Origin of the sequence: Pseudomonas sp. BP8 (genome assembly GCF_017875955.1) — a bacterium.
In the GTDB taxonomy this organism is placed as follows: Bacteria; Pseudomonadota; Gammaproteobacteria; order Pseudomonadales; family Pseudomonadaceae; genus Aquipseudomonas.
The window spans coordinates 5,833,901-5,846,504 of record NZ_JAGINK010000001.1 but is presented as its reverse complement, the minus strand read 5'-3'; the positions used below and the strand labels follow the sequence as shown (position 1 = coordinate 5,846,504).

The 12,604-nt window shown below is 65.1% G+C and carries 13 protein-coding genes; 10 read left to right on the top strand and 3 right to left on the bottom strand.

Going from position 1 to position 12,604, the window contains the following annotated elements; all coding sequences use genetic code 11:
* Positions 1-49: 49 nt before the first annotated feature.
* Positions 50-706 carry a YciC family protein gene (locus tag J3B00_RS25645; protein WP_209874087.1) on the bottom strand — a complete coding sequence of 219 codons (657 nt, stop codon included), beginning with the start codon at positions 704-706 and terminating at the stop codon, positions 50-52.
* A gap of 155 nt (positions 707-861) precedes the next feature.
* On the opposite strand from J3B00_RS25645, the gene J3B00_RS25640 reads away from it, so the two are divergent.
* The 3 genes from J3B00_RS25640 (at position 862) to J3B00_RS25630 (ending at position 3,622) form a co-directional block, all read left to right on the top strand.
* Positions 862-1,614: a DUF2076 domain-containing protein gene (locus tag J3B00_RS25640; RefSeq protein WP_209874084.1), complete on the top strand. Its 753-nt coding sequence runs from the start codon at positions 862-864 to the stop codon at positions 1,612-1,614.
* Positions 1,615-1,730: 116 nt separating this feature from the next.
* Positions 1,731-2,210, top strand: a complete 480-nt coding sequence (locus J3B00_RS25635) for an NYN domain-containing protein (RefSeq protein ID WP_209874081.1) — start codon at positions 1,731-1,733, stop codon at positions 2,208-2,210.
* Between the two features lie 80 nt (positions 2,211-2,290).
* Positions 2,291-3,622 (top strand): DEAD/DEAH box helicase, encoded by a 1,332-nt coding sequence (locus J3B00_RS25630; RefSeq protein ID WP_209874078.1) that lies wholly within the window; start codon positions 2,291-2,293, stop codon positions 3,620-3,622.
* Between the two features lie 112 nt (positions 3,623-3,734).
* On the opposite strand, the gene J3B00_RS25625 is transcribed toward J3B00_RS25630, so the two are convergent.
* Both J3B00_RS25625 and J3B00_RS25620 read right to left on the bottom strand, forming a co-directional pair.
* Positions 3,735-4,979, bottom strand: a complete 1,245-nt coding sequence (locus tag J3B00_RS25625) for a TIGR03862 family flavoprotein (protein ID WP_209874075.1) — start codon at positions 4,977-4,979, stop codon at positions 3,735-3,737.
* 151 nt (positions 4,980-5,130) lie between these two features.
* A complete protein-coding gene (locus tag J3B00_RS25620; RefSeq protein ID WP_209875160.1) occupies positions 5,131-6,045 on the bottom strand; it encodes a histone deacetylase in 915 nt (304 codons plus the stop codon).
* A 130-nt stretch (positions 6,046-6,175) separates the two neighbouring features.
* Between J3B00_RS25620 and J3B00_RS25615 the strand changes: the two genes are divergently transcribed.
* The 7 genes from J3B00_RS25615 to J3B00_RS25585 all read left to right on the top strand — a co-directional run bounded on the left by J3B00_RS25615 (position 6,176) and on the right by J3B00_RS25585 (position 12,597).
* Positions 6,176-6,745 (top strand): GNAT family N-acetyltransferase, encoded by a 570-nt coding sequence (locus J3B00_RS25615; RefSeq protein WP_209874072.1) that lies wholly within the window; start codon positions 6,176-6,178, stop codon positions 6,743-6,745.
* A 96-nt stretch (positions 6,746-6,841) separates the two neighbouring features.
* Positions 6,842-7,711 carry an acyl-CoA thioesterase II gene (gene tesB / locus J3B00_RS25610; RefSeq protein WP_209874069.1) on the top strand — a complete coding sequence of 290 codons (870 nt, stop codon included), beginning with the start codon at positions 6,842-6,844 and terminating at the stop codon, positions 7,709-7,711.
* Complete coding sequence (locus J3B00_RS25605; protein ID WP_209874066.1) at positions 7,708-8,298, top strand: HAD family hydrolase; 591 nt, start codon at positions 7,708-7,710, stop codon at positions 8,296-8,298. Before tesB ends, J3B00_RS25605 begins: the two co-directional genes overlap by 4 nt.
* A gap of 144 nt (positions 8,299-8,442) precedes the next feature.
* A complete protein-coding gene (locus J3B00_RS25600) occupies positions 8,443-9,453 on the top strand; it encodes an NAD(P)-dependent alcohol dehydrogenase (protein WP_209874063.1) in 1,011 nt (336 codons plus the stop codon).
* Between the two features lie 233 nt (positions 9,454-9,686).
* Positions 9,687-10,781 (top strand): ABC transporter substrate-binding protein, encoded by a 1,095-nt coding sequence (locus tag J3B00_RS25595; RefSeq protein WP_209874060.1) that lies wholly within the window; start codon positions 9,687-9,689, stop codon positions 10,779-10,781.
* Entirely contained in the window at positions 10,778-11,839 is a 1,062-nt protein-coding gene (locus J3B00_RS25590; RefSeq protein ID WP_209874057.1) for an iron ABC transporter permease, read from the top strand. Before J3B00_RS25595 ends, J3B00_RS25590 begins: the two co-directional genes overlap by 4 nt.
* A complete protein-coding gene (locus tag J3B00_RS25585; protein ID WP_209874054.1) occupies positions 11,836-12,597 on the top strand; it encodes an ABC transporter ATP-binding protein in 762 nt (253 codons plus the stop codon). Before J3B00_RS25590 ends, J3B00_RS25585 begins: the two co-directional genes overlap by 4 nt.
* Positions 12,598-12,604: the final 7 nt, after the last annotated feature.

Here is a 12,604-nt window from a genome sequence, read left to right as displayed (position 1 = left end):
TCGGTGCAGGTCGCCTCAGCATAACCGAGCCGTTCGTCGCCAGGCCAGCTCAAGCGCCAGCGTCGGCTTCAAGCAGCATGAAGATCCGGAACAGCACCACGCTGCTGAACAGCTGCAGCAAGCCGCTCAGGCTGTCCATGAGCAACTGGATGCCTGGCTCGGGCTGCGGGAAGGCCATGATCAGCAGACCGTCCACCAGCCACGCCGGTGCCAGCGAGACGAACACGCAGACCAGGATGCGCATGAAGTGGCCGGTGGTCATCCGCGCGCTTTCGCGCATCGCCAACATCAGCGGCATGCCGCGCAGCACCAGCAGGTACTCGGCGAACACCAGGTTGATCATGATCCAGATGCCGGGGAATACGAACAGCGCCAGGCCGGCCATGATCAACAGGGTGCTGATCATGATCAGCAAGGCCAGCGGTGGCCACAGTTGCACAGCCCGGGCGAACAGGTCGCGCTTGCGGATCTCCTGGCCGCTGGTGCGGGTGTCGAGGTAGAGGATCAGCGCCGCGCTGTACAGCGGATACAGCAACAGGCTGATCAGCATGCCGTAGGCTGGCGAAGCCTGCTCACCCAGTTGGCGGTACACCAGCTGGGTGAGCAGCGCCTCGAGCACGACCAGTGGCAGGCACAGCTGGACGATGTTCGGCAGGTGCCGGCGGAAAAAGTACAGGGAGTCGCGCAGAACGCTCAGCGGATTCATCAGTCAACATCGCATGGCAGTAAAAGCAGGGCGGTAACTTTAGCCCAGTCGGGCCCCAGCTGAAAAAAGTTTCACGCCCCTGCTGATTGAATCGCGTCCTCATGCACCCCATCTTTGACACTGTCCGATGTCCCGTTTGGCGCATGAGGTAGCCCATGAACACTGAAGAACAAACCCTGATCGACGGCCTGTTCGGTCGCATCAAGCAAGCCGAAGACCCTAGCCAGCCGCGCGATGCCCAGGCGCAGGCGTGCATCGAGGGACACCTGCGCCAGCAGCCGGCCGCGCCGTACTACATGGCCCAGGCAATCCTGGTCCAGGAAGCCGCGCTCAAGCGCCTCGACGAGCAGAACAAGCAGTTGCAGAACGAGCTGCAGCAAGCCCGTGCCCAGGCTCAGGCGCCGCGCGAGGGCAACAGTGGCGGGGGCTTCTTGTCGAGCATCTTCGGCGGTGGCGGCGGTGGTGGCGCTCCTGCACGCAGCGCGGCACCGGCAGCTCAGCCGCAACAGCAGCGCCCGGTCGCCTCCGGTGGAGGCTGGCGCGAGCCATCAGCGCCCGGCTACGCCGCGCCACAACAGCAACAGTCCGCTTTCAACGCAGCGCCTGCGCGTGGCGGCGCTCCGAGCTTCCTCGGCGGCGCCCTGCAAACTGCTGCCGGGGTCGCCGGCGGGGTGATGCTGGCGCAGGGCATCAGCAGCCTGTTCAACCATCATTCCCAGCCTGAGGAAGTGGTCGAGGTGATCAAGGAAGAGCCCGCGCCAGCCAGTGACAGCGGCGGCTGGAATGATCAGGGCGGGCAGTCGCAGGTTGCCGACAATGGCTACGGTGCCGACCAGGGTGGCTATGCCGACAGCGATTACGGCAGCGACGATGGCGGCTTCTTCTCGGACGACGACACCTTCGTCTGAGGGCTCTGGCATACTGCTGGGCATTCTGGGGGCGCGCTGCGCCCCTTTTGCGACACAAGGCCGCTCCCACAAACGAGCGGCCTTGTGCTGTCCAACCAGTCGATAGAGGCCCTGTAGTGAAGAAAATCGCGCTGTTCGCCGACGTGCAGAACCTTTACTACACCGTTCGCCAGGCCCACGGTTGTCACTTCAACTATGCCGCGCTCTGGGCTGAAGTCAGCCGCCAGGGGCAGATTGTCGAGGCGGTGGCGTATGCAATCGATCGTGGCGACAGCAAGCAGCAGCAGTTTCAGCAGATCTTGCGCAACCTGGGGTTTGAGGTACGCCTGAAACCCTACATCCAGCGCGCCGATGGCTCGGCCAAGGGTGACTGGGATGTGGGCATCACCCTCGATGTGATCGAGGCGGCGAGCCGGGTCGACCAGGTGGTGCTGGCCTCTGGCGATGGCGATTTCGACTTGTTGCTGGAGCGGGCGATCCAGCGTTACGGGATCGAGGCTGTGGTGTATGGCACGCCGGGGCTGACCGCGCTGTCGCTGATTCGCGCCGCTACTCACTACGTGCCGATTGAAGGGCAGTTGCTCCTGCGCCATTGATGTCGCCCCTTTAAAGTGCAAGTGAGGCGGGGTGTTGCGGTAAACTGCCGCCTTCGCTGAACCCCCCTGACGGTATTGCCATGAATTTCGCCAAACTCGGCCTGATCGAACCGCTGCTGCGCACTTTGCAGCAGCGCGACTACTCCACCCCGACCCCAGTCCAGGCCCAGGCCATCCCTGCTGTGCTGGCCGGCCGCGACCTGATGGCCGCCGCCCAGACCGGCACCGGCAAGACCGCAGGTTTCGCCCTGCCGGTGTTGCAGCGGCTGGCCTTGGAAGGGGAGAAGGTCGCGAGCAATTCGATCCGCGCCCTGGTCCTGGTGCCGACCCGCGAGCTGGCCGAGCAGGTGCATGGCAATATCCAGGAATACGCCGAAAACCTGCCGCTCTCCACCTATGCGGTGTACGGCGGCGTCAGCATCAACCCGCAGATGATGCGCCTGCGTCGCGGCGTCGACCTGTTGGTGGCTACCCCCGGTCGCTTGCTCGATTTGTTCCGGCAGAAGGCGGTCAAGTTCGGCCAGGTGCAGATCCTCGTGCTCGACGAAGCCGACCGCATGCTCGACCTGGGCTTTGCCGAAGAACTGCAGTCGGTGTACGCCGCACTGCCGCGCAAGCGCCAGACGCTGCTGTTCTCGGCGACCTTCTCCGAGCAGATCCGCCTGCTCGCAGGTCTCGCCCTGAATGACCCGCTGAGCATCGAAGTCAGCCCGCGCAACGCAGCAGCGAGCACGGTCAAGCAGTGGTTGGTGCCGGTCGACAAGAAGCGCAAGGCCGACCTGTTCTGCTACTTGCTGCGCAAGCAACGCTGGACCCAGGTGCTGGTGTTCGCCAAGACCCGTAACGGTGTCGATCAGTTGGTCGAGCGGCTGCTGAGCGAAGGCGTCAACGCCGATGGCATCCATGGCGATCGTCCGCAGGCGACCCGTCAGCGCGCGCTGGACACCTTCAAGGCCCGCGAGATCCAGGTATTGGTGGCGACCGATGTCGCCGCGCGCGGGCTGGACATCGATGACCTGCCGTTGGTGGTCAACCTCGATATGCCGATCGTGGCCGAAGACTATGTGCACCGGATTGGCCGTACCGGTCGGGCGGGGAACAAGGGCGAGGCGATCTCGCTGGTGTGTGCGGATGAAGTGCAGATGCTCTCGGCGATCGAGACCTTGATTCGGCAGACCTTGCCGCGTCATGAAGAGCCGGACTTCATCCCTGAGCATCGGGTACCGATGACCGATGCCAGTGGGCAGGTGATCAAGAAGCCGAAAAAACCGAAGAAGCCCAAGGAAAATAGCGCCAAGCGTGGCTTGGGCAAGTGGATGGACAGCAGTGAGGCTGGCGATTCGAAGCCGGCCGTCAAGGCGGTGCGCAAGGTGCCGAGCTTCAATGGCGGGCCGCGCAAGCGCAAGCCTTGAGATCCTTGGGCCGCTTTGCGGCCCTTTCGCGACACAAGGCCGCTCCCACAGAGATCGTGTATGGCGCTATTTACAGGGTAAGCGCGGACATTATGGGAGCAGCCCCAGCACTTTACCTGGCGTTATTGGCCAACCAATCCGCCGCTGCCCGCCCTGCGCGCAAGCCGCTGGCAAAACACGCCGTCAGCAAATACCCCCCGGTCGGCGCCTCCCAGTCGAGCATCTCACCGGCGCAGAACACCCCCGGCAACTGCCGCAGCATCAAGCCCTGATCCAACCCGGCAAAGCGCACCCCACCGGCACTGCTGATCGCCTCATCCAGCGGACGGGTGCGCACCAGCTCGATCGGCAAGGCCTTGATTGCCGCTGCCAGCGCCTGCGGATCAGCGAAGGTGGCCTGATCAGTCAATTCCCGCAGCAACGCCGCCTTCACCCCATCGATGCCCAACTGACTGTGCAGGTGCTTGGCCATCGAGCGCGAACCACGCGGCTTGGCCAGCGCCTGAGCAATGTTGTCCACAGGCCGATCCGGCAACAGGTCCAGTAACAGCGTGGCGCGGCCGTCGCGGTTGATGGCCTCACGCAGCTCGGCCGACCAGGCATACACCAGGCTGCCTTCAACCCCCTGCGCGGTGAGGATGAACTCGCCTTTGCGCACGGCGCTGCCCGGTACGCCGAGGGCAATGTTCTTCAGCGGTGAGCCGGCGAACTTGCTGACCAGCAGCGCGCTCCAGCCTTCGACTTCAAAGCCACAGTTGCTCGGTTGCAGCGGCGAGATATCCACAGCCCGCTCGGCCAGCAGCGGCAGCCAGGCGCCGTCTGAACCCAGCCGCGCCCAACTGCCTCCACCCAAGGCCAACACCACGGCATCGGCCTGCAGGCTCAGTTCACCCTGTGGATAACCCAGCCGCAAGGCGCCGTCAGCCTTCCAGCCCAGCCAACGATGGCGGGTGTGGATAACTACCCCGCTGTCACGCAGGCGCTTGAGCCAGGCGCGCAGCAGCGGCGCAGCTTTCATGTCGCGCGGAAACACCCGGCCAGAACTGCCGACAAAGGTCTCGATGCCCAGGCCATGAATCCACTGGCGCAGCGCGTCGGCATCAAAGTCGCGCAGCAGCGCGTCGATCTCGTCGCGCCGCTCGCTGTAGCGGCCGACGAAGGCCGGGTAAGGCTCGGAGTGGGTGATGTTCATGCCGCCGACGCCAGCCAGGAGAAACTTGCGCCCAACCGAGGGCATGGCGTCGAACACCTGCACCGCGACACCGGCCGCAGCCAAGGCCTCGGCGGCCATCAGCCCGGCGGGGCCAGCACCGATCACGGCGACGAGGGGAGGGCAAGCGGGGCGTTGATCTGGCATGGCGGGCGGCAGGCTGTGGACAAAAGAGCCGGCATTCTACCCTAGGGCGTAGTGTCGAAGCACTGTTCAAAAAATGATCAGCAGGCTGCACGTCATGCAGTCAAAGGGCTGCAGCGTCTTTCACTCAGGTTATCCACAGGCGGTTCCACAGTCATTGTGAACAACTGATGACTTTTACTGCGCTGTGATGAAGGATGCCGTGGCGCCTGGCCAGCGCCGTGCGGTCTTTGCTGTAGCCGCCACCGATCACGCCCATCACCGGAATATCCCGCCCCAGGCAGTGGCGCAGCACGCTTTCGTCGCGCGCGGCGACGCCCTGATCGGTCAACTGCAGGTAGCCCAGGGCATCGTCCTTGTGCACATCGACGCCGGCGTCGTACAGCACCAGGTCGGGCTGGTACAACGGCAGCAGGTAATTGAGGGCGTCGTCGACCACCTGCAGGTAAGCCGTGTCGTCCATACCCCGTGGCAGGGGGATATCCCAGTCGCTGTCGGCCTTGCGCGCCGGGAAGTTCTGTTCGCAGTGCAGCGAGACGGTGATCGCCTCCGGCGTGTCGTGGAGGATGCGCGCGGTACCGTCGCCCTGGTGCACATCGCAATCGAAGATCAGCACCCGCTGGACCCGGCCGGCTTCGAGCAGATAACGGCTGATCACCGCCAGGTCGTTGAAGATGCAAAAGCCTGCCGGGTGATCGTAGTGCGCGTGATGGGTGCCGCCTGCGAGGTGACAGGCGATGCCGTCGCGCAAGGCCATTTCCGCCGTCAGCAGCGAGCCGCCCACGGCCCGCACGGTACGCCGCGCCAGCGCCTCGCTCCAGGGCAGGCCGAGGCGGCGTTGGTCCTCGCGGGAAAGGTCGCCACTCAGGTAGCGCTCGATGTAGCCGCGGTCGTGAGCCAGGGCGAGGATATCGTTGGGGCAGATCTCTGGACGCAGCAGCGCCTGGTCCGTGGTCAGGCCGCTGTCGACCAGGTGGTCGCGCAGGAGGCGGAACTTGTCCATCGGAAAGCGGTGCTCGGCGGGGAAGTCCGGGCTGTAGTCGTCGTGGTAGATCAGTGGCAACGGCATGGTCGGATCGCGGCTAGGGTCAGTGCTGATACTGCCAGTTGGCGTGGGCACGCGCCATGGTCGTGCCGCGCAGCGGAGCCAACTGCGCCTAATCTATAGACTGACAGACCGCGAAACCGGAGCACGCCCGATGACCCCCATCCTTCAACTGGAAAGCGCCCGGCTGGTGCTGCGCCAATGGCACGACGACGACCTGACCGAGTTCGCCAACCTGTGCGCCGATCCGCAGGTGATGCGCTACTTCCCGGCACCCTTGACGCGCCTTGAGGCCGCCGCCCTCATCGGTCGCATTCGTGGTCATTTCAATGAGTTCGGCTTCGGCCTGTGGGCGCTGGAGCGCAAGGACAGCGGCGCGTTCATCGGCATGACCGGGCTGCTCAACGTCAACTTCGATGCGCCGTTTGCGCCAGCAGTGGAGATTGGCTGGCGCCTGGCTCGGCGGCATTGGGGCCTGGGTTTCGCCAGCGAGGCGGCCTGGACCTGCCTGCGTTGTGCCTTCGCCCAATTGCGCCTGGATGAAGTGGTGTCGTTTACTACCGAGAGCAATCTGCCGTCGCAGAAAGTCATGCAGGCGATCGGCATGGTCCAAGACCAGGAGGGCAGCTTCGAGCACCCGCGCCTGCCCAGCGGCCACCCGTTACGCCGGCATGTGCTGTACCGCATCGACCGCAGCCACTGGCAAGAAACCCTGCGCGGCTGAATGGCCGTGCATGCGGGGGACTGATGACAAACCCTGTATCATCTTGCCTCTCAAAATCTGTTGTAGCGCCGTGATGCCTAGCAAGGAGAACCCCCGATGAGCCATGTGTTGGACGACCTGGTCGACCTGTTGAGCCTTGAAGCGATCGAGGAAAACCTGTTTCGCGGACGCAGTCAGGACCTGGGCTTTCGCCAGCTGTACGGCGGCCAGGTACTCGGCCAGTCGCTGTCTGCGGCCAGCCAGACGGTCGAGGACGCTCGCCATGTGCACTCGCTGCACGGCTATTTCCTGCGCCCAGGCGATGCCAGCCTGCCAGTGGTGTACTCGGTCGACCGGGTCCGCGACGGCGGCAGCTTCAGCACGCGTCGGGTGACGGCGATCCAGAAGGGCCACACCATCTTCACCTGCAGCGCCTCGTTCCAGTACGACGAGGAGGGCTTCGAGCACCAGGCGCAGATGCCGGATGTGGTCGGGCCGGAGAACCTGCCCAGTGAAGTCGAGCTGGCCAGTGCCATGGCTGACCACCTGCCGGAGCGCATCCGCGACAAGGTGCTGTGCGCCAAGCCGATCGAAATCCGCCCGGTGACCGAGCGCGACCCGTTCAACCCCAAGCCGGGTGATCCGGTCAAGTACGCCTGGTTCCGCGCCGACGGCAACCTGCCGGACATCCCCGCGCTGCACAAGTACCTGCTCGCCTATGCCTCCGACTTCGGCCTGCTGACCACCTCGCTGCTGCCGCATGGCAAGTCGGTGTGGATGAAAGACATGCAGATCGCCAGCCTCGATCACTCGCTGTGGTTCCACCAAAACCTGCGCGCCGACGACTGGCTGCTGTATGCCACCGACAGCCCGTGGGCCGGCAATGCCCGTGGCTTCTGCCGGGGCAGTATCTACAACCGGGCTGGGCAACTGGTGGCGTCGTCGTCCCAGGAAGGCTTGATCCGTCATCGCAAGGATTGGGCATGAGCCTTTCTGCCATTCGCAACTGGGTGTTCGACATGGACGGCACGTTGACCGTGGCCGTGCACGACTTTGCCGCCATCCGCGTGGCCTTGGGCATCCCTGCCGAGGACGACATCCTCACTCACCTGGCGGCGTTGCCGGCCGATGAAGCGGCGGCCAAGCACGCCTGGTTGCTGGAGCACGAGCGCGACCTGGCGCTGGCCTCGACGCCAGCCAGTGGCGCAGTGGAATTGGTTCGCGAGTTGGCCGGGCGCGGTTGCCGCCTGGGGATCCTGACCCGGAATGCCCGTGAGCTGGCGCATGTCACCCTGGAGGCGATTGGCCTGGCAGATTGTTTTGCGCTCGAGGATGTTCTGGGCCGTGACGAAGCAGCGCCCAAGCCCAGCCCCGATGGCCTGCTGAAAATTGCCCAGGCCTGGGCGGTGGCGCCGAGTGAACTGGTGATGGTGGGCGATTACCGCTTCGACCTTGATTGCGGCCGGGCTGCCGGGGCGCGCACGGTGCTGGTCAACCTGCCGGATAATCCTTGGCCGGAGCTGGTCGACTGGCATGTGTCGGACTGCCGTGCGTTGCGGGCGATGCTGGGCTGATCCGGCCCGCTTGTCCTGTCATCCTGGCAGGCTAGAGATCGGGCGTCAGGCTTCATGCCGTAAGCGCCCCCAATCCAGAAAACCATTCCGTGCGGCAGGCTAAGCTGCACAGCACTTCTCACCCATCACAGAGGAATTACCGCCATGAGCAGCAAGGCCATCTACGTCCAGCCAGGCGGCGGTTACGACAAGGTTCAGGTCGGCACTTGCGAGGCCGTCGCGCCACAGGCCGGCGAGATCACCGTGCGCCTGCACGCCAGCTCGCTCAACTACCATGACTTCGCCGTGGTCAGCGGCATGTGGGGGCCGAGCGAACAACGCATTCCCATGGCCGATGGTGCGGGTGAAGTGCTCGCGGTGGGCGCTGGCGTCAGCGAGTTCAAGGTCGGTGATGCCGTGGTCAGCACCTTCTTCCCCGACTGGCTCGACGGCCAGCCCTTGGTCGAGGGCTTCGCCACTGTCCCGGGTGACGGCATCGATGGTTATGCCCGCGAGCAGGTCACAGCCCGCGCCACCGCGTTCACCCTGGCGCCAAAGGGTTACAGCCACGCCGAAGCCGCCACCCTGACCACCGCCGGCCTCACCGCCTGGCGTGCGCTGATGGCCGATGACCACCTCAAGCCTGGCGACAGCGTACTGGTGCAGGGCACCGGCGGCGTTTCCATTTTTGCCCTGCAGTTCGCCAAGTTGGCCGGGGCAACGGTGATCGCCACGTCGTCGAGCGAGGCCAAGCTGGAGCGGCTCAAGGCGCTCGGGGCTGATCATGTGATCAACTACCGCACCACCCCCGCCTGGGGTGAGCAGGTGCGCCAGCTCACTGACAATCGCGGTGTCGACCATGTCATCGAGGTCGGTGGCCCGGCGACCCTGGAGCAGTCGATGATTGCCGCGCGCATTGGCGGGCATGTGTCGCTGATCGGCATCCTCACCGGGGTTGCCGGGCAACTGCCGTTGGTCCAGGCGCTGGTGCGCCAGATTCGTCTGCAAGGGGTATTGGTCGGCAGCCGTGCTCAGCAGCAGGCGATGGTACGGGCGATCGATAGCAATGGCCTGCGGCCGGTGGTCGACAAGCATTTCGAGCTGGAACAGATCGTTGAGGCGTTCCAGTATCAGGAGAGCAACCGCCACTTTGGCAAGATCTGCCTGACCTTCTAAGGTCGCTGGGGCCGCCTTGCGGCCCTTCGCCGGCTTCTCCCCCCGTGAAGAGCACCCAGCCCCTGTAGGAGCGGGCTCGCCCCGCGAACACCGGCAACGCCGGTGCCATCCAGCACAGCTATGTAATGGATTGTGCAGCAACCCCACCCCCGCAATACATTCGCGTACACCGGCAGGCCCGCCCGTCTGGCTAGAATGCCGCGCTTCGATTCTCTGTCAGGGGATTTCCTCCGATGCGCGCGCTCATCCATGCCTTCCTGCTGCTGGCGACCTGCCTAGGTTTCGCCCAGTCCGCCAGTGCGGTACAAGTCACCGACGTACTCGGCCGCAAAGTCGAGATCGACCATGCGCCGCAACGCATCGTCCTCGGCGAAGGCCGGCTGTTCTTCGCCCTGGCGCTGCTCGACCGCGATAACCCGTTCCAGCGCGTGGTCGGCTGGCAGAACGACATGCGCCTGCTGGATCCGCATACCTACGCGATCTACGCCAAGCAGTACCCGCAGATCACTCAGTTGCCGCTGATCGGCCAAGCGTCCGAGCAGAGCGTCAGCGCCGAGCAGATCCTGGCCTTGAAACCGGACCTGGCGGTGTTCAGCATTGCTGGCGAGGGCCCGACCCAACACAGTCCGGTCGCCGACCTGCTAGCCAAGGCCGGGGTGCCGGTGCTGTTCATCGACTTCCGCGTGCACCCGATCAAGAACACCCGGGTCAGTCTTGAAGCGCTCGGCCAATTACTGGGTCGTGAGCGCGAGGCCAAGCAGTATCTGGACCTGTATGACCGGCACCTCGCGAACGTCACCGAACGCGTCGCCGGGCTCAGTGACAGCGAGCGGCCCAAGGTCTTCCTCGAACTGCTGGCGGGCGTCTGGCAGGCGCCGGGGCACACCACCGGCAAGAGCGGCCTGGGCAGCCTGGTGCAGGCGGTGGGCGGGCATAACATTGGCGCCGATGTGGTGCCGGGGGCACTGGGTGATGTCAGTGTCGAGTATGTCTTGCAGGCCGATCCGGATATCTACATCGCCACCGGCAACCGTGCGCCGGGCGTATTGCTGGGCGCCGGTGTGACAGCCGACACCGCCCGCCAGAGCCTTGCTCAGATTACCGCTCGGCCCGAGTTCGCCCCGTTGCGGCCGATCCAGGCGGGCCATGCGCACGCCCTCTGGCATGACTTCTACAACTCACCCTTCAATATCCTCGCGGTCGAGGCCATGGCGCGTTGGGTTCACCCCGAGCGTTTTGCCGATGTCGACCCACAGGCGACCATGGCCGAGATCAATCAGCTGCTGCATGTCGGCCTTGAAGGCCAGTACTGGATCGACGCCAAGTGACTTCGCTTGCACACGACGGCGCAGCACTGGCGGCCTGGCGCTACCGCCGCCTGCTCTGGCGGCGGACAGCGCTGGTCGCCGGTATAGCCGCGCTGTTGCTGCTGTCGGTACTCGGTGACCTGGCCAGCGGTGCGTCCGGCATGAGCCTGGGGCGCCTGCTGCAGGGCGTGCTCGACCCGCACGCACTGAGCGCCACCGAGCAGGTGATCATCTGGAACGTACGCTTGCCCTATGCCCTGATGGCGGTGCTGGTCGGCGCCGCGCTGGCGCTGGCCGGCGCTGAAATGCAGGCGATCCTCGACAACCCGCTGGCCAGCCCGTTTACCTTGGGCGTGTCGTCGTCGGCAGCCCTGGGCGCCTCGCTGGCGATTGCCTATCCGTTGGCGGTTGCCTGGCTTGAGCCGGCGGTTCAGGTGCCATTGATGGCGTTCGTGTTCGCCTGTCTGTCGGTGGTGCTGTTGCAGGCCATGGCGCGTGTGCGTGGCGCCGGGGTGGAAAGCCTGGTGCTGTTGGGTATCGCGCTGGTGTTCAGCTGCAATGCGCTGGTCTCGCTGCTGCAGTTGCTGGCGACCGAGGACGTGCTGCAGCAACTGGTGTTCTGGACCATGGGTAGCCTGGCGCGGGCCGACTGGCACAAGCTCGGCCTGTTGGCGCTGGTGTTGCTGCTGGTGGCGCCGTTCTCGCTGCGCGCCGCACCCGCCTTGACCCTGCTGCGCATGGGCGAAGACCGCGCGCGCAGTTTTGGCGTCGACACGCGGCGGCTGCGGATCGCCTCCCTGCTGCGTATCAGCCTGCTCTCGGCCACGGCCGTGGCGTTTGTCGGCACCATTGGTTTTATCGGCCTGGTCGGCCCGCACATTGCTCGGCTGCTGGTGGGTGAGGACCAGCGTTTCCTGTTGCCGGCCAGCGCGTTGGTCGGCGCATTGCTGTTGTCGCTGTCATCGATCGCCAGCAAGGTGATCCTGCCTGGGGTGATCGTGCCGGTGGGCATCGTCACTGCATTGGTCGGGGTGCCGGTGTTCGTGGCGTTGGTGTTCCGTCGTGGGAGGCGTGCATGAGCCTGTTGATCAATGACCTGTCGGTGGCCTATGGGCCGCGCACGATCATCACGGGCCTGAGCTTGCCTGCCTTGCCGGGCGGCAGCCTGGTGGCGCTGGTCGGGCCGAATGGCGCGGGCAAATCGACCTTGCTGCGGGCGATTGCCGGGCTGGAACGGATGAAGGGTTCGCTGCAACTGGATGGCCAGGATGTGACCCGGCTGGGCTTGGCCGAGCGCTCACGGCGGCTGGCCTACATGCCCCAGCAGTTGCCGCCCGGGATCGCCCTGGGGGTGCTGGAGAGCATTGTCGCGGCGCTGCGTCTGAGCGGCGGCGACAACCTGCTCGAGGTGGCGTACCAGGCGTTGCGCCAGTTGGGCATCGAGCATCTGGCCGAGCAGCCGTTGAACAGTTTGTCTGGCGGTCAGCGTCAGTTGGTGGCGTTGACGCAGTTGCTGGCGCGTAATCCGCAGGTGCTGTTGCTCGACGAACCGACCAGCGCGCTGGACCTGCACTACCAGTTGCGGGTGATGGATGCCGTGCGCGAGCGGGTGGTTGCCCATCGCTTGCTGGCGGTGGCAGTGCTGCACGATATCAACCTGGCGGCAAGCCATGCGGACTGGCTGGTGGTGCTGAGCCAGGGCCGGGTGGTGGCGAGCGGGGCGCCTGCGCAGGTGCTGACGGCGGGGCTGCTGGCTGAGGTGTATGGCGTCGAGGCGCGGGTCGAGCGCTGTTCGCGTGGGCGCTTGCAGGTGTTGGTGGATGGCGCGATGGTGTGATGTTGCG

Excerpts from the sequence above, each read along its gene's own strand:
- J3B00_RS25645 (WP_209874087.1), bottom strand. The coding sequence starts at position 706 with ATGAATCCGCTGAGCGTTCTGCGCGACTCCCTGTACTTTTTCCGCCGG.
- J3B00_RS25605 (WP_209874066.1), top strand. The coding sequence starts at position 7,708 with ATGAGCCTTTCTGCCATTCGCAACTGGGTGTTCGACATGGACGGCACG.
- J3B00_RS25600 (WP_209874063.1), top strand. The coding sequence starts at position 8,443 with ATGAGCAGCAAGGCCATCTACGTCCAGCCAGGCGGCGGTTACGACAAG.
- J3B00_RS25595 (WP_209874060.1), top strand. The coding sequence starts at position 9,687 with ATGCGCGCGCTCATCCATGCCTTCCTGCTGCTGGCGACCTGCCTAGGT.
- tesB (WP_209874069.1), top strand. The coding sequence starts at position 6,842 with ATGAGCCATGTGTTGGACGACCTGGTCGACCTGTTGAGCCTTGAAGCG.
- J3B00_RS25620 (WP_209875160.1), bottom strand. The coding sequence starts at position 6,045 with ATGCCGTTGCCACTGATCTACCACGACGACTACAGCCCGGACTTCCCC.
- J3B00_RS25640 (WP_209874084.1), top strand. The coding sequence starts at position 862 with ATGAACACTGAAGAACAAACCCTGATCGACGGCCTGTTCGGTCGCATC.
- J3B00_RS25615 (WP_209874072.1), top strand. The coding sequence starts at position 6,176 with ATGACCCCCATCCTTCAACTGGAAAGCGCCCGGCTGGTGCTGCGCCAA.
- J3B00_RS25630 (WP_209874078.1), top strand. The coding sequence starts at position 2,291 with ATGAATTTCGCCAAACTCGGCCTGATCGAACCGCTGCTGCGCACTTTG.
- J3B00_RS25625 (WP_209874075.1), bottom strand. The coding sequence starts at position 4,979 with ATGCCAGATCAACGCCCCGCTTGCCCTCCCCTCGTCGCCGTGATCGGT.
- J3B00_RS25585 (WP_209874054.1), top strand. The coding sequence starts at position 11,836 with ATGAGCCTGTTGATCAATGACCTGTCGGTGGCCTATGGGCCGCGCACG.